This is a genomic window from Paenibacillus sp. SEL1 (assembly GCF_054602535.1).
Genome location: NZ_CM137723.1, coordinates 5695396 through 5714527 on the forward strand (window position 1 = coordinate 5695396; position 19132 = coordinate 5714527).

At 49.3% G+C, this 19132-nt stretch carries 1 protein-coding gene (cut by a window edge); it reads right to left on the bottom strand.

Going from position 1 to position 19132, the window contains the following annotated elements; genetic code table 11:
* Positions 1–19132: the 3' portion of an SDR family NAD(P)-dependent oxidoreductase gene (locus ACYCSE_RS26005; protein ID WP_459700649.1), read on the bottom strand. It continues 563 nt past the right edge of the window; the window shows 19132 of its 19695 coding nt (coding positions 564–19695); the start codon falls outside the window, past its right edge; the stop codon is at positions 1–3.

The window sequence follows — 19132 nt, forward strand, 5'->3', positions numbered from 1 at the left end:
CTACGGGTGTAATTGATTGAATAACTGGTCGGCCTGTTCAAAATCCAACTCACCCTGCAGTACTTTCTGTAACAAGGCTTGCATGGGCTGCTTAGGCTTCGGCTCTGTAGAAGCCTGATTTGTATCTCCCGCCGACTTGTTCAATTCCTTTGCTAAAAATTTGGAGAATTCTTTAATGTTAGGATAGTCGTACACTCTGGTTGCTGGAAAAGCTGTTCCAAAGCGTTTATTCACAGCCTGCACCCACTCTACACCTATAATGGAGTCCAGCCCCATATCAATAAATTGATCGTCCCGGCCAATATCCTTTTCATTCATACTCAAGGATTTCGCAAGACTTTCTACCAGTTCCTTCTCCAATGCTTCTATCCGTACAGCCGTTGGCGCATATGTCGAACGCTTTGCCTCATCCCTGGCAGCGGGCGGCGACGAAGAAGGCTTGGCCTCAGGTTGCGGCGGGGCAGGCTTGGATTCTGCCAGCGCGGCTGACTTCTCCGGCTTATCTGCTACCATCTGGATGTTGGAAACGGAGCTCAGCAAAATGCCCTGCGGTTTTTCAGGTACTTTCGCCAAAGTCTGTCTCTGCACATTATCGTTGCTATGGTTAACTGCAGGAGGGTTGGAAACGAGTTCTTGTACCGACACATCGGCTACAGGAGATTCCGCCTCGACGTCCCGGAATTCGCCCCCACGCGCGAAGATCCAATAGCTCTCCTTGGCAAATGGATAAGTTGGCAGACTAATCCGACGAGGGCTGCTATTCTCATAAAGTCTAGTCCAATCGAAGAGCAGCCCCTTAACCCAAAGCTCCGCCAGCTTTGTATACTTACCCTTGCTTATCCAACTATCCACCATTTTTGCCATATCTTCGTCCGCCTCAAGAACAGCTAGGATGTCTTTATTCTTCTTTGCCTGACCCCAATATAGCCCGTCAATATTCTCATCCCCCGCTAAAAAGCTCTCCAGCTTTCCTGTAAGTTCACGGGTAGACTTAACTATAACTGCTAACCGTTCTTCCATGGCTTCCCGTCCCACCTGCAGAGTAAATGCTATATCTTCCAGGCTGATTTGCGAGTATTCCGGCTCTTTGAGTTCAGCCAGCAACCTTTGCACCTGTTCTTCCAGTCGCTCTTTATTCCTCGCCGACAGCACGATCATTACCGGATTTTGCAGTGAAGTGGTAGCCTGTCTAGTCTCCTGCTTCTCAGGGATATATTCCTCAATAAGCACATGTGCGTTGGAGCCTCCGGCGCCAAAGGAGGAAATACCTGCGATTCTTGGGTATTCAACCGTCTTCCCATTCATTGTGACGACGGGTCTTTTCCACTCTCCCAGCTCCTGCTGAACTATAAAAGGACTATCGCTAAAATCGATATTCGGGTTTAGTGTTTTTGAATGCAATGAAGGCACGATTTGTCCGTATTTGAGCTGAAGGAGCACCTTTGTAACTCCGGCAATCCCTGCCGCGCTCTCACAATGCCCAATATTTGATTTTGCTGATCCGATTGCGCAAAATTGCTTATCCTCCGTATATTCCTGGAACACTTTTTGCAATCCGGCGATTTCAATGGGGTCACCTAAGGATGTCCCAGTGCCATGCGCTTCGATGTAACTGATGGTTCTGGGGTTAATTCCTGCTTTCTTTAATGCCCTTCCAATGACACTGGCCTGCGCATGGGGATTCGGAACTGAGAATCCGTTTGTCTTCCCTCCATGATTCACCGAGGTCCCCTTTACGACCCCATATATATGGTCGCCATCTGCAATAGCTTTGGCCAGTGGTTTGAGCAATACAGCTCCTACGCCTTCTCCCGGCACATATCCATCTCCGCCTTGTCCAAAGCTTTCGCACCGTCCTTTACTCGATACAAACCTGCCTTGCCCAAGCATCAGGTATTTGTTCGGATGAATGGATACATTGACGCCGCCAGCAACGGCAAGCTCACACTCGCCTTGTTGCAAGCTTTGGCAGGCCAGATGAATGGTCGTCAATGAAGAAGAGCACATGGTGTCCACAGCTATGCTCGGACCGTGGAAGTTACAGAAATAAGATACCCGGTTTGCGATGGAAGCCGGATTGCCAGGAACGGCAATCATTCTGCCCCTAGCTTGTTCCTGTGCTCCATAAAGTTGGTATTCTTCATACATGACCCCGACAAAAACACCTACATTCCTATCCTGCCCAAGGCCCCGCTCCAATCCAAGTGCTTCCCGGGTATAGCCTGCATCCTCTATCGTTTCATAGACGCATTTTAGGAATAGGCGCTCCTGAGGATCGATGATCTGTGCTTCTCTAGGTGAGATATTGAAAAACATGGGGTCAAACTGATCCACACCTTTAATAAAGCCTCCCCACTTGCTGTAAGTTTTTCCGAACTGGTCCCTGTCCTCGTCAAAGTGCATACTGTGATCCCAGCGATCTTTGGGGATTTCCGTAATGCAATCCTTCCCATCGCGCAGATTGTTCCAGAATTCCCGGATATTTTCTGCATCGGGATACATGCCCGACAAACCGATAATGGCAATTTCCTCCGATCCGCCTGCTCTTTCCGGTTGCGGTTGGAAACTTGCCTGAACTGGCATGAAACGCGATTGCTTCCGACTATCAGAAAGTGACCTTACCGGGTCGTTTTCCACCGACGAAGGCTTGAAATCTTTCGTAGCGTCCTCTGTCTCGATTCCAAGTAATTTAATCAGCTGCTTCTGGTGGACTTTGAGGAAATATTGGGTCAATTCCCGGATATTCTGGTATTCAAAAAATAAAGTTTTGGGCAGTGTTCCAAACGTTTTCTCCAACTCACGGGTTAGCTGTTTAATCATAATGGAATCAATGCCATATTTCTCCATAGGGGCATCGGTTTCAATCTGCCTTACCGGTAGCCTGATGGATGTAGCGAGCAATTGCTTTAAATAATTTGCCGCTTTTTCGGCAAGCAGGTCTTGTCCGATGACCGAACCCATCTCGCTTTCCCTTATCATAGAGGAGGCATCTCCAGTCTGATTCAGGGACGGTTGCTGTAGGAGCGTTTCTCTTAGCTGACTGGCATGCCCTTCCAACACCATGACTTGATTCTTTTCGGAAGCCAGGCTCTGATACAAAGCCCGAATTCCTGCACCCGTCTCCATTGCAAACATCCCCATCCCTTCCATGATCTTTTCTGTTTCCTCATCAATACGCATTCCGCCCTCTTTCCAGAGCGGCCAATTGACTGAAATCGTCCGCCCATGGCGTTGTGCTCGCTCTACCAGCGTACTGCGGTATTTGGCATAGGAGTCCATAAAGGCATTGGCAGCAGCATAGTCAGCCTGTCCTATATTCCCAAGGCTCCCTGCAACGGATGAAAAAAGGATGAAGAAGTCCAGCGGAATTTCCTTACAAGCCTGATCCAGATTCACCAATCCCGTAACCTTTGGTGCCAAAACGTTTTGCAATTCCTCCCGTGTTTTTTTAATAATGAAATTATCGCTAACCATTCCTGCGCTGTGCACAATTCCATCCAGCTTCCCAAACTCTTCCTGAATATCCCGAATCAAATCTTCAACCGCCCTTTTATCGGCGACATCGACTTGCCGGAATACTACTCTTGCACCTAAAGCTTCTATCTCCTCAATCCTTGCTTTGGTGTCACCACGAAGCGGGGAGCGTCCGACAAGAATTAAAGCAGTATCTCTGGCCTGTCGTGTAATTTCTTCGGCAAAAATCAAACCGAGACTTCCGGTTCCGCCGGTAATCAAATATACTCCCCTGTCTTTCCACGGAATGCTGATTGCTTCCCCGGAGGCTTTAATTTCCGTCCATACGGCAACATGCCGTCTACCTTGTTGATAGCGAATATGTGGTTCTATCGAACTGCGACTGTTTTCCTGAAGGATATTTATCATACCTGCTGAATCCTGCTCCACATCTATTTCTATCAGCTGGCCAACCAGTACTGGATTCTCCAGCCATGCTGTTTTTAAGAGTCCGGAAAGTCCCGAGAATACCTGTTGGTGTTCCTGCACCGGAACGACAAGCTGAACCAATGTTTTGCCTTTGGATTGCGTTTTAAGAATATGTTGAATTGCCTCAAACACCTGTGTCGCATAAGTCCTAAACTGTGCATCAATGCTCTTCTCTTCGGATTGGAGAATGAGGCACTGCACCCCGTTCATTTGCGATTCAATAATTTCCCCGGAAATATATCCCGGTTCGCATAAAATTACCAGATGCTGTTGATAGTCAGGTGCTGTTCCTTCCAGAGCAATCGCTTGTTCTTCCCACACAGGCTCAAGCATCAAAGTCTCAGGTGCAGTCCATTCATCTGGGCCGCCTGTTCCTCCTTCAGCAACTCGTGATGAGAATCCCTTCATTCTCACACAAACATTCCCCTGCTCGTCACACAAATCGATATCTAACTTTTGCAGCGAGCCATTTTGTATGCTGTCTTCACTATCACGGATCCAGGCCCACATCTCTGATGTACATTTGTTAAACACCACCAACTCTTCCAATGCAAATGGTAAAGCTGGCTTAATGGAAGCTTTGCAATCACCCGCACTCATAATCAAGCCTATCGTCGCCTGAAGAGCGGAATCCATCAAACTGGGGTGCATCACAAAATGTTCCATCGTAGAGTAAACGGAAGAAGGCAAGGACAACTTGGCAAGAACTTGGTCCACCCCGATATATATCTTCTCAATTCCCTGGTGTCCCGGCCCATAGGAAACCTGCATCGCTGCAAACGCCTCATAGCACTGACGGGATGAGAAGGAGCCCAGACTGCACTGCTCCAGCAAGGTTTTAATATCTATAGCAGGGATGTCTGCCACCGGAACAATTACTGCCCTGCCTTCACTATGCACCACCAGCTCCGTGTCCGTTGCTCCAGACTTGCTGTAAATTTCATAGGCGATCTCCCCGCCATCTTGAGGATAGAGCCCAACACTAACGTCCACCGACTCCTCCCCAACCACAACAGGCCGGATCCAATCCACATCTTTTAACCGGATGGACGTCCACTTGTCTTCTGGAGATCCTGCAACCTGCTCTACTGCCGCCCGCGCCATTTCAAGGTAGGCCACTCCAGGCAAGAGCCTCTGCCCCCTTATCACATGGTCAGACAGGAAAAATTCCTTCCCCGTAAAAATGGAGCTGAACTGCAGTCCATAAATATCGGACGTATTGCGCTGAAGTAGGGGATGAATGCCGACTGCTGTCTCCCTTTCCAGCACTACACCGCTTGCTCCCGTCCGTTTATTGATATCGGTTATGCAATATCGTTCTTTGGCAAAGGGATAGGTTGGCAGACTGATACGGTTTGGTTTAGCCTCTCCGTACAACAGGGCCCAGTCAATAACGACTCCTTTTACCCAAAGGTCAGCGATTTTGCCATAGCAGCCTTCGCTAACTAACACATCAATCGCCGTGCCCGCACCCTCTCCGTCTTCACGAGCTCTATTTTCTTCTCTATGGCGTTTGGCGTGTCCCACGTATAAGCCGTGGATACCATCCCAGCCTTCCACAAATCCTTTTAATTTCTCTTCTAGCTCCCGGAGAGAGCCTGCAACGAAAGCCAAACGTTCTTCCATCGCTTCGCGCCCCACCTGAAGGGTATACGCTATATCTACCAGACTGCTGTCTGTAAACGGATGCTCCCCGATTGCAGCTAGTAATAGCTGCGCCTGCTCTTGTAGTTGTCCTTCACTCTTGGCTGACAGCACCACAATAGCCGATTTTGGGGTGGTACGGGTAATAGAATCCTGCTCCTGCTTTCCAGGAATATATTCTTCGATTACCAAATGGGCATTGGCACCCCCGAATCCAAAGGAGCTAACACCTGCTCTCCGAGGAATATTTTCCCCTCGAGTATCCCGCTGTGGCTTCCACTCCTGCGCCTCCTGAACGATATAGAACGGACTGCCTTCAAGTTTTATATAAGGATTAATTGCATCACAATGAAGGCTTTTGACCAGCTTTTTATGCTTTAACTGGAGCAGCACTTTTATGACGCCCGCGATTCCAGAAGCCAGTTCCAGATGTCCGATATTGGTCTTCACCGAGCCCAATCCGCAATGGGATTCTGTAATCCCGGGCCCTTCTGTATTCTCATAAAGCTCTTTGAAAGCTGCTTTCAGTCCATTAATTTCAATCGGATCGCCCAGCTCGGTGCCTGTCCCGTGGGCCTCAATGTAAGAGACAGTCCTTGGGTCGATTCCGGCCTTTGTATATGCATTTACCAACACATCCGCCTGAGCCCTCGGATTAGGAGCTGTCAGGGAATTGGCCCGGCCTCCGTGATTGACGGCAGTACCCCGAATTACACCATAAATATGGTCTCCATCCTTCTCTGCATCCTTCAGCTTTTTCAGGAAAAGCATGCCGGCCCCTTCACCACGCACGTAGCCATTGGCCTTATTGGAGAAGGTTTTGCATCGACCGTCCTCACACAGCATTCCTGCTTTGTTGAAGCTGATATGGAGTTCAGGTGTGATAATCACATTAACACCACCCGCAATCGCCATCTCGCAGCTTCCATCCTCTATGGCCCTAACGGCTCGGTGAATGGCCACCAGTGAACTGGAGCAAGCCGTTTCGACAGGCTCGCTCGGACCATGAATATTAAGGAAATAGCTCATTCGATTGGGCCCAACAGACGGTGCCATACCGCTGGAGGAATACGCCTCGACACCCACATTTCCCTGATAAATCACACCGCTGTAGCCACTGTTCGCGGTACCTACAAAGATTCCTGTGCGGGTTCCCGACAGACTCCCAGCCTGAATGCCTGCATCTTCAATCGCCTTCCAGATATAGGTCATCAACAGACGTTGCTGCGGGTCCATGAGTGCGGCTTCTCGCGGTGAAATTCCAAAGAATAGCGGGTCAAACTCATAGATCCCCTCAATAAACCCGCCCCACTTGATGTTTGTTTTATTGGCCTCCTGCTCAGGGTCACCGTAATACGTCTTCCAATCCCAGCGATCCTCAGGGATTTCAGTGATACAGTCCCTGCCTTCCTCAAGATTTTTCCAAAACTCATCCACATCCCGGGCCATGGGAAATACACCGCTCATTCCCACGATGGCAATGGGTTCAGGAGCAGCCTGAGTCAGCTGCGGGTTGGACAACACATTCCCGCCTGCAAACCGGAAACGCTGCCGTCTACCGCGGGTACTGTCTTCCCTATCATCTTCCACGGCCTGCACAGCAGGCTCAGTCCGGGCATGCACGGCAAACTGCTCGCCAAGCACGGCATCATATTCGTCCACCAAATACCTGGTGAAGTCATGAATCGTTGTGTATTCAAAAAATATGTCCGGCGTCAGCTCAAGCCGGTATAAGTGATTGATGTTGTTGGTAAATTGTGTGAGCAGGATGGAATCGAAGCCATACTCACTCATTTCTACATGTTCATCAATATCTTCAAGTTTGACTTTCAGCAATCTTGACACGGCCTGTATCATAGCGGCCTGCACCTTGTCCAGCAGATCTGGTACGACATTGCTTTCAGAGGAAGCTTCTGAAATTCCTGTCACCTTTTCAGGCTGCCTAGTCTCTGGAGTCGTGATTAACCCCATGGTTTTCTTCATTTTTGCGAGATTGCCTTCCATCACCATAACCTGATCAACGCCCGCGATCATGCCACGATACAAGGCCTGAATGCCGGAAGAGGTTGACATGCCGCTCATGCCTGTACGCTGCCTTACCAGCTTCTCCGTTTCCTCATCAATACGCATCCCACCCTCTTTCCATAGCGGCCAATTGATGGATAGCGTTTGACCCTGTCGCTGCTTAGATGCTGTCAGAGTGTTCCGGTATCCGGCATAAGCATCCATAAACGCATTAGCTGCAGAATAGTCTGCCTGTCCCTGATTACCTAATCCTCCGGCTACAGAAGAAAATAGAACAAAGAAGTCAAGCGGCAGGTTCTTGCTTGCCTGATCCAGATTCACTATCCCTAATACTTTGGGAGCGAGAACCTCCAGCATCTCCTCGCTATTTTTTTGGAGTATGCGGTTGTCGCGAATGACTCCTGCACTGTGAATAATGCCATTGATGCTTCCGAATTCCTCCTGAATTTCCTGGATTAAATCGGTCACCGCCTGCTCCTGAGTCACATCAACCTGTCTGTATATGATTCGTGCCCCTAATGCCTCCATTTTCTTTATCTCAGCCCGTTTGCCCTCATCCAGCGTGGAACGCCCCGTTAAAATCAAGACGGCTTTATGAACTTTATCCGTAATCTCTCTGGCAAAAATGAGCCCCAATCCACCGGCACCGCCAGTAATCAGGTACACTCCCCCATCCTTCCAAGGGTTACCCGCTGCTTCCTGAGAGATGTGAACTTCGTTCCAGCAGGAAACCCACCGTGTGCCTTTCTCGTACCGAATCTGGATATCCTCGAGGCTACAGCTGTTTTCTTTTAAAATGTCTATGATTGCTCCCCAGTCCTCATCCTGTCCCAGTTCTATTAACTGACCTACCAGTTTTGAATGCTCAAGCCGGGCCGTTTTTAAAAGACCGGAAAGTCCCGAGAAAAGCTGCTGCTCCTCCTGTCCGCTTATGGCAATCTGGATCAGCACCTTACCACTGGGTTTTTCCCTGAAAATGCTTTGAATCTCTTCAACCACCTGGACGGCGTAACGCTGGAACTGTTCCGCGATTCCGTTTCGGTCGGGTTGCAGTACCATGCATTGCACGCCGTCCATCCGAGCTTCAACTTGTTCACGGGAAATCCCGGACGGCTGGCAGAGTAACACGACATGGCGATCATATGCAGGCATTTCGGCCTCTAGAGCAATCCCTTGCTCTTTCCATACGGGTTCAAGCATCAAGTTACTAGAATTAGACTGAACATCCGAGGAAATCGAGTCCCTATTCAGGATTCTTGATGAATATCCTTTTATCCTGACACAGATGGCTCCGGTTTCGTCGCTCAGGTCAATATCCAGCTTCTGTGCCTTTTCCTCAGCTATACCGTCTGCATTATAACGAATCAACGCCCACATGATGGAGCTGCAATTTTTTATAATTTCAACTTCTTGAATGGCGTAAGGCAGAGAAGGTTTGATCTCGTCAGACCCCAGCGTCAAGCCTATGGTTGCCTGCAAGGCCGAATCTATCATAGTTGGATGCAGGACAAATTGGCTTTGGTTGTCAGAAACGGAAGACGGCAAGCATAACTTAGCCAGCACTTGACCCTCTCCCGCATACACCATCTTAATCCCTTGATGTCCAGGACCATAATCCATTCCCATATCCCTGAAAACTCTATACAATTGTGTGGGATCGAAGTTCCGACTGCATACATTCTGCAAGTCTTTAATATTCAGTGCTGGGACCTCCGCAGCTAATCTTCGTGCAACACTGCCGTAGCTATATATCACAATCCCTGCATCAGCTTCTTCGCTCTCCCCATATATTTCATAGGAAATCTCTTGATGATCATCCAGGAAAAGTCCGATGTGTAACTGTAGTGGCCCATGCTCTACGATAATAGGCCGTGCCCAAACCACGTTTTTAAGGCAAATTTCGGTTGACCCATCCTCATCAGATCCTGTTGCCTGATCCACGGCCGCCCGGATCATTTCAAGGCAAGCAGCCCCGGATAGAACCTTGCGTCCATTCACCACATGATCCTTCAAGAAAAACTCCTGGCCTGTAAAAGTCGAACTAAACCGCTGTTCCGAGAAATCGGAGGTGTTTAGATGCAGTAAAGGATGGAGCGAAGCAGTGACAGAAGTCATGCCTTTGCCTGCCTTGCTGTCAAGCTCAGGCGCCCAACAGCGTTCTCTCGCAAAAGGATAGGTCGGTAGACTGATCCGGTAAGGTTTGATGTCCCCGTACAGCTTGTTCCAGTCAATAGTTAGCCCCTTTACCCACAACTCCGCTATTTTTTTTAGTTTTCTCTTCTTGATCCAGGTTTCAAGCAACGATTTGGCATCTTCATCCGCCTCAAACATCACAATCCCGTCTTTGCTCTTTTTCACCTGAGCCGTTAGGACGCCAGCAAGCGGATCATGATTCACAAATCCTTCGAGCGTTTTTAGCATTGCCTCTTTTGAATCTGCCACAAAAGCCAGCCGGTAATCCATCGGCTCGCGGCTCACTTGCAGCGTATATCCCATATCCGAGAGGTTAAGATTTTCCTGGGATGCAATAAAGCTTTTCATTCTTTCGGCATACGTTTTTAGTTGCTTTTCACCTTTGGCAGACAAAACGAAGAGAACGGGATTATGGATATCGGCGGCTGTTGGTGATGTCGCAGATGTTCCCGTCCCGGGACGATATTCTTCAATAATAAGATGGGCGTTCGTACCGCTAAAACCGAAAGAGCTCACAGCGGCGCGCCTTTTGTCCCCGCGGGAAGGTTCCCACGCGTTCAATTCTGTATTGACATAAAAAGGAGAATTATCAAAATCAAAATGCTCATTCGGGTTTTTGAAATTCAGTGTCGGTACTAGTTTTCTATGCTTCATGCATAGCAACACCTTTTGCACGCTTGCTATGCCCGCTGCTGCAGAAGTATGCCCGATATTGCTTTTTACCGAACCTATGGCACAGTAGTTCTTCTGATCGGTTTTTTCTTTAAAAGCGGTTGATAAAGCTTCCAATTCAATAGGGTCGCCCAGCTTGGTTCCTGTCCCATGCATTTCAACATAGCTAATGCTTTCAGGCTCAATCTGATATTTGTTGTATATTTCCCGCTCCAGCTCAATTTGGCTGTTTGTGCTTGGAGCGGTAATCCCGTTGGTTTTTCCATCTTGATTGATTCCGGACCCGATAATAACTCCGTATATATGATCCCGATCAGCTTCAGCATCCTTCAGCCGCTTCAGAACCAGCGCCCCTACTCCTTCCCCTGGAACAAAGCCGTTGGCGCTATTGTCAAACGCTTTACACCGGCCATCTGGTGACAACATTCCGGATGCAGACATGCCTACATACGATTCAGGAGTCAGATATAACGACACCCCGCCAACCAACGCCATTTCTATCTCTCCGTTAGATAACGCCTGGCATGCCAGATGGGTTGCAACCAGCGATGAGGAGCATGCCGTATCTACGGATATGGCTGGACCTTTCAGATTGAGAAAATAAGAGATTCGAGCCGCCGCAATAGCGTTGCTGTTCCCAGTAGTATTGGTGAACTGCGCTTGATGCTTGTACCGCAGCATACTATATTCATTATTTAAAATTCCAAGGTAAACCCCGCATTTTTTATTTCCCAACTGTGAGCCACTATAGCCTGCATCCTCAATTGCCTTATATGCTTCCTGCATAAAGATGCGCTGCTGGGGATCCATCCCTTCCGCCTCGGTAGGAGAAATATTGAAAAATAACGGATCAAAATATTCCATATCCTCTAAAGCACCCAACCACTTGCAATTGATTTTCCCCTCTTGCGCTGGACGAGGATCATAATATTGGCATACATCCCAACGGTCCTTCGGGATTTCAATAATGGAATTTTTGCCTAGAGCGAGGTTATCCCAGTATTGCTGCACATCTTCCGCACCAGGATATCTTCCCGAAATCCCGACAATTGCAATTACGTCTTTATTTTCCGAAGGCAAAGGCGATGAATCCTCTGCTACCTTTACCAGGTGGAATGGCTCTGAATCCTCCTTGGGCGATAGCCTTGGAGAGCATTGCATCATGTCAGGTCCCTTCGAATGGACTTCCGCAATAGGCTTGTCTGTGTCCGGGACTGTGTTCAAGGACTGTTGATTGGAGCTTCCTCCACGCTTATTGATTTCTTGTGCCAAAAATGTAGCGAATTGGCGAATGGTCGGATAGTCGTAGACCTTGGTCGCTGCTATGGATGTACCAAATCGTTTATTTATGTTTCGAACCCACTCTACGCCTATAATGGAATCTAGTCCGGTATCTATAAAGTTTTTATCCGCCTCGATCTCGCTCCGTTCCATGTACAAAGCCTCTGCCAGGCTTACCGTCAGTTCTTCCTGCAACAGCTCTGCAGAGGCGCTGCACTCAGCCATGCTGGCCTGCACCTGCTTTTTAAACGAAATCGGCATCAAATTCACCTGAATGGAAGCCTCTGCCGATTTCTCCGGCTCTAATGCAACGGATGACGGTGAATACTCTGCTGGAGAATGATCCGAAATAGACTGGGCAGAGAATGGCGCAATTGATTTGCTCAACAATTCCTTCTCTACAAATTTGCTAAAATCCCGGATGGTTGGATAATCGTAGACTTTTGTCGCTGTTATGGATGTATTGTAATGCTTATTAATGCTACGAACCCACTCTACGCCTATAATGGAATCCAATCCAAGATCAACAAAGTTTCTATCCGAATCGATATCGCTCCGATCTATATATAAAGCCTGCGCCAGGCTTGTTGTCAGCTCCTCCTGCAATATTTCCGCTGATATTGCAGAAGGAATAGACGACAGCGCTTCCGTCTTCTTCTCATCTTCTAATGTGTGCGATGTCTCCTCCAGTGAAGTTAACATGATCGTTGTCCCCTCCTGGTTGGCAGACTTGCTTATATGCGGCTGACGGTCCAACAAATTCGGTAAGGATATAGCGCTTGGTTTTTCAGAACTATTCAAAAAAACGGATTGCATTAGGGCTGTTGTCTGCATCGCATGAGTCTGGACGGGAATTGCCTTTTCCTGAGCTTCCGTAACGGCTCTTTCTACAGAAGAGACTCTTTCTACAGAGGGACTCATAATATCCGTGATCCAGTACCGCTCCCTCGCAAAAGGATAGGCCGGCAGGCTGATTCGCCGCGGCTTGGTATCCCCATAAAGCAGGTTCCAATCCATTGCCAGTCCCTTGACCCAGAGATCAACAACCTTCGAATATTTCCTTTTCCCTATCCAGGCAGCGATCGTTTTGTCCATGTCTTCATCTTCTACCAGCGCCGTCAGCGCCTCCTTATTCCGTTTGACCTGACCCCGGTACAACTCAAGGATACCGTCCCGTCCTTCCAGGAATCCTTCCAGTTTGTCCACCAGCTCCTGCATGGACCCTGCTATCACTGCCAGGCGCTCTTCCATGGCTTCGCGTCCCACCTGCAGCGTGTAGGCCACATCGGCCAGACTGCTTTCGCTGAGCTGTCCTTCCCGCATAACGGCTAGCATTCTCTCGGCCTGCTTTTTCAGTCGTTCTTCATTTTTGGCTGACAATACGATGATCGCAGGCTTTTGAGCCGTAACGCTCATGGGCACCTTCTCTTCCGCAATGTACTCTTCGATGATGACATGTGCATTGGAGCCTCCCGCTCCAAACGATGAAATCCCGGCAATCCTTGGATATTCCCGCGTCTCTCCATCGATCTCAACCACCGGCCGTCTCCATTCCCCCAGCTCCTGCTGGACGACGAACGGCGTCTGACCGAAATGGATGTTCGGATTCAATTTTTGGGCATGCAGGCTGGGAACCAGCGTCCGGTTTTTCATCTGCAAGATGATTTTCCCCACCCCGGCGATGCCCGCTGCCGCCTCCAGATGTCCGATGTTGGACTTCACAGAGCCTATGGCGCAGAATCCCGTATCCGGCGTATCCTTCCTGAATGCCTGGGTCAGACCCGTCACTTCAATCGGGTCTCCCAGCTCCGTGCCTGTCCCGTGGGCTTCAATATAGCTGACCGTCCGCGCATGGACCCCCGCTCGCTCCAGGGCCGCCCGGATCAGTTCCCCTTGGGCTGTCGGGTTCGGCACCGTATAGCCGTTGGTCTTACCTCCATGGTTAATGCTTGTCCCCCGGATCACCGCATGGATGAGGTCCCCATCAGCGATCGCCTTGGACAGCGGCTTTAATAGGACGACCCCCGCGCCTTCTCCAGGGACAAACCCATTGCCTCCTTTGCCGAAGCTCTTGCACTGCCCGTCTGCTGACAGCATGTGGTTGGCGCAAAGTCCCACATAACTGAGCGGATGGAGATACAGATTTACTCCGCCTGCAATAGCCATTTCGCATTCTCCGCGGTACAGATGCTCACAGGCTTCATGAATCGCGGTCAACGAGGACGAACACATCGTATCGATCGGCATGCTTGGCCCTTGCAAATTAAAGAGATATGAAATCCTGTTGGCCACTGAACTAAAGGATGTGTGAGGGTATATTTGCGTTCCTTTTCTCCATAAATCCAGTCCGTATAGATCAAAACCCGTTTTGGTAATTCCGGCAAATACGCCTACCCGGCGGTTATGCCGCACCGCAAGCTGTTCCCGGGTGTAACCCGCGTCCTCCAACGCTTCCCAACAGGCTTCAATGAACAGCCTTTCCTGCGGGTCCATACCGAGTGCTTCCCGTGGCGCAATATTGAAAAAGCGCGGATCGAAATCCGCAAATCCTTCGATAAAGCCACCCCACTTGCTGTAGCTTTTTCCATTCGCCACCGCTTCCTGTGGATCAGGATGGAAGAACCCTTCCAGCGTCCAACGCTCACTGGGGATTTCGGTGACACAGTCCTTCCCTGCTTTTAGATTTTCCCAATATTCGTTCATGTCCCTGGACCAGGGATACTTTCCAGCCATCCCAATGATCGCTATCGGTTCACGCATTTCCGCAGGGGCAGACCCAGCCAAGCTTCGGACAGTCTTCGCTTCCGCCTTTGCCGCAGCCGGCACGGCTTCTTCCTCGGCGTACAACGGTGCCGCAAGTATTTCCTCTACAGGCTGCATGTCATGGCTTATTCCGGTCCACTGCATGCACTCCTGCGGGTATTCCGCCACAAAATATTCCGTCAAGGCGTGCAAGGTCTGGTACTCATAAAACAACGTCTGGGACAGTTCACCAAAGAAGTCCGCCAGCTTGGCATTCAGCTGGGTAATCATGATCGAGTCGATTCCATACCTCTCCAGCGGCTCATGGGCTTCGATGCTGCTGACGCTCAGCCGAGTCACCTCTCCCAAAAGCACCTTGAGTCGATATAAGGTTTTATCGTAGAGCTGGCCTGCATCCAGCTTAGGGGTTGCCTGATTAGAAACAGCTACTTGGATGGCACGGACACCGGGCTGTGAGACGCCTTTCGCCAAGTAGGCCTCGATTTTCTCAGGCTCCCCTTCCATGACCATCACCTGCTCCTTGCCGGAGGCCAAGCTTTGATACAACGCCCTCATTCCCGACCGGGTCTGCATGGTTGTAATACCCATGTTTTGCGTCATGATCTGTTCCGTGTCCGCATCGATCCGCATTCCGCCCTCTTTCCATAGCGGCCAGCGGATGGATAACGTCTGCCCCCGCCGTTGCTTGGCCCCTACCAGGGCATTCCGGTATTCGGCGTATGCGTCCATAAAGGCATTGGCCGTCGAATAGTCAGCCTGTCCCGGATTGCCCAGGCTGCCCGATATGGAAGAAAAGAGCACAAAGAAGTCTAGGTTCTGGCCGCTGCTTGCCTCATCCAGATGGACCAGTCCGCTCACCTTCGGTCCCAGCACCTCCAAAAATTCTTCACTAGTTTTTTTAATCATGAAATCATCGTGAATCACCCCTGCGCAGTGGATGATCCCATGGACACGTCCAAATTCCTGCTGAATGCTGTCCAATAAACCGATAACGGTGTTTCTATGAGTGATATCGCCTTGCCTGTACACCACGCTGGCGCCTGAAGACTCCAGCTCCTGCAGCTTCGTCTGCTTGTCTCGGTCCAGCGGCGAGCGCCCCGTCAAAATGAAGGTCGCTGCTTGCGTCTGCCGGGCAATCTCTTCTGCAACCAGCAGTCCCAGACTGCCGGAGCCGCCGGTAATCAGATAGACCCCACCGTCTCTCCATGGAAGCCCCTCTTCTTGCCCAGATGTTTCAAGCCTGCTCCAGCAAGCGATTGTCCGTTGTCCGTTCTCATAGCGAATCCAGCCATCCATCGGGCTACGGCTGTTATCCTCCAGCTTCGCCAGGATGCCTTCCGCCTGTTCTCCCTGTTCCACTTGGATCAGCTGCCCGATGAATTTCGGGTTTTCCAGCCGGGCTGTCTTCAACAGTCCCGAAAGTCCCGAAAAGAGCCGTCCTTCCCCGGCGTTCCGCACCACAATTTGGACCAGCACCCTCCCCTCAGGCTTGTCTTTGAGTATGCTTTGAATGCTCTCAAAGGCCTGAATAGCATAGGCCTGGAACCGCTCATCAACCCGCCTCTTCCCGGATTGAAAGGCAAGCACCTGCACAGCTCCGTTCAAACTCGCTTCGAGTCGCTCGTGCAAAGCTTCGTCTGGCTCACAAAGCAAGACCATTCGCCGATCATAGGCAGGGACTTCGGCTTCCAGCGGTACATCCTGCTTTTTCCATGTAGGTTCAAATAGCAGTGTACGGCTACTCGTAACGGCAGGCGCTTCCGCAGCTCTGGCGACCGTAAATTTTGGTTCACGCTCTGCCTCTCTGCCGCCTGTAATTTTGTCCTCACTCCTAGGCGCCCAATACTGCTCTTTTGCAAAAGGATAAGTTGGCAACGGAATCCTAGAGTACTGTTCATTTGAAAACAAGCACTCAAAGTCTAACGAATATCCCTGAACATACAGATCTGCAATCGTAGTCAGAAGCTCCAAATACTCGCGGGTATCGCTTGCGTTTTGACAATTGTAAATACATTCATCCCCGTATCTTTTCAAAGATGTTTGTATGCGTTGATCCTTTTCGTGCAGTTCAGAATGATAAACTTGAGAAGCACTGCCCTTTTCCAGCCACTTTTTAAGGGACATGACAAGCTCGCCTTGATTACGGGCAACACATGCAAGCCGATGATTACAGTGCTTTCTCCCAAGCAATAATGTATAGCTCATATTACCGCAATCCGCCTTAGGCTCCTGTTCACAATAAGCGAGCAGTTGCTCTACCTGCTGGCGTAATTGTTTTGAAGTCCGTGCCGACAACGGAATGAAATAACCTGGCTTTTCGGAATGTCTCCGTTCCGTCTGTGGAGCCTCTTCTATGACCATATGAGCATTCGTACCGCTGGCACCAAAGGAGCTGACTGCTGCACAGCGTCTGATTCCAGGCTCAACTTCCCAGTCCTGCAGATACGTATTGACATAAAAAGGACTATCCGCAAACTGAATGTTTGAATTGCCCGAACGGAAATGAAGTGTAGGAGGAATTTGCTTATTCTTTAATGACAATAACAGTTTGATCATTCCCGTAATTCCTGCCGCAATTTGCGTATGGCCAATATTCGTCTTAATGGACCCTAGGGCGCAATATTCCTTCTTGTCGGTATACTTTCTAAAGGTTCGAGTCAGTGCCTGATATTCAATGGGATCTCCCAATTTGGTGCCAGTTCCATGTGCTTCCACCATCTGGATTTGCTCTGGGTGGATATGAAATGTATCGTATACATTTTGCTCGAGTCGCTCCTGAGATTTCTGACTTGGCGCAGTAAGTCCATTCGTGGTGCCGTCCTGGTTGATTGCTGAGCCTAAAATCACTCCATAGATGTGGTCTCCATCAGCAACAGCTTCATGAAGTCGCTTGAGCACAATCGCGCCAAGCGCTTCTCCCGGAACCATTCCATCTGCCCTATCATCAAAGGTATAGCAGCGTCCCGAGCGAGACAGCATTCCTGCCCGGTCACCATATAAATAGCAGCGAGGAGTCGTATGAATATAGACACCACCAGCTAAAGCCATATCCGTTTCTCCGGTCCATAAGCTTTGGCAGGCCAGATGAACTGCAACTAACGAACTGGAACAAGCTGTATCTACAGCTATTGCTGGTCCGTGAAGATTCAAGTAGTAGGAGATTCTAGCGGGTATCACGGAACCCATATGACCCCAAAGCGCTTGTGGAGGCAGGTCTTCACCCAGCAATTGTTGGTAATCTCCCTCGGCACAGCCCACATACACTCCACAACGGCGACCCTCCATCCCTGTCCCCGCATAGCCAGCATCTTCCAGAGCATGCCACGCTTCCTCCAGGAACAATCGCTGCTGCGGATCCATATAGGTCGCTTCCAATCCCGAGATATTGAAAAAAAGCGGATCAAACTTATCAATATCCCCCAAAAAACTGCCGTGATTGCAGTAGCTTGCATGTTTTTCCTGGTATTTCGAAAGATCCCACCGGGTTACCTCTTCCACTAAATCGTCACCGTTCTTAAGGTGATTCCAAAGCTCATGTACATTATCAGATCCAGCAAACCGCCCGCTCATTCCAATAATCGCAATGGACTCCTTAGGTGTTAAAACGTTCTCTTTATCCTTCTTATTGAGTCTCTCCGGCTCAAAGGATACACTTGCTGTTTCCACAGGAGGAAGAGTATAATCTGTGTCTTTAAGTTTTTGGATGTCGCGACTTGCATCTTCCATGTTGTCTATTGGATTAGCGCTCTGGTCCAAGACTTGTGAAACTTTATCGCCATATTGGCTTAAAATGTATAGCGTCAGTTGTTTTACCGAACTGTAATCGAAGATATCGGTAGTTTGCAAATGAATCCCCAGCCCCTGATTGACAGCCTGCACAAAGTTGACGCCAAGAATGGAGTCCAGCCCATAATCTGCGAATGACTCATGAATATCAATCATAGTAAAGTCCACATTCAAAGCCTCTACCAGCTTCCCTACGATAAGCTCCTTGACATACTCTTCAGCCATCTCGCTTGTTACATCAATATCTGATCGAATTCCTTCGTCACGCTGTTTCATTTGAGATTTGTCGTGTTCAGGCTCCTGTTTGTTAAGAATCATACCATCGCTTTCCGCCACAATAATTTGTTGACCTATATCATGCGCTTCCTGAGCAGGGAAGAAAACGGACCGGAAACCCTCCATCTCCAATACCTTTTGCCAACTTTCGGGATATAACCCGGGAGAGCCTGGAATGCGCAGCTCCGGGTCATTATAAAGCCACCATCCCTCTAAAAGGCCAAAGGATAGATGGTTTAACAGAGAGTTACCGCTGATTTCATTTATAAGAATCAGACCGTTTTCTCGCAGCGCCGCTTTGACATTGCGTAACGTTTGGCGAATGTTCCGGGTGGCGTGCAATACATTGGTGGCAATCGCAATATCATATCCACCTGCATCAATATCTTGTCCCTGAGCCGACTCTTCCACATTAAAAATCTGATAAGTCAGGTAAGGATTTTTCGGACCGTACTCTTTTTGTGCATGTAATAAAAATGCTCTGGATTTGTCGGTATAGCAATATTCTTGAATATGCTCCCGATAAGGTTCGAGCTTCTGGAAGACCAAA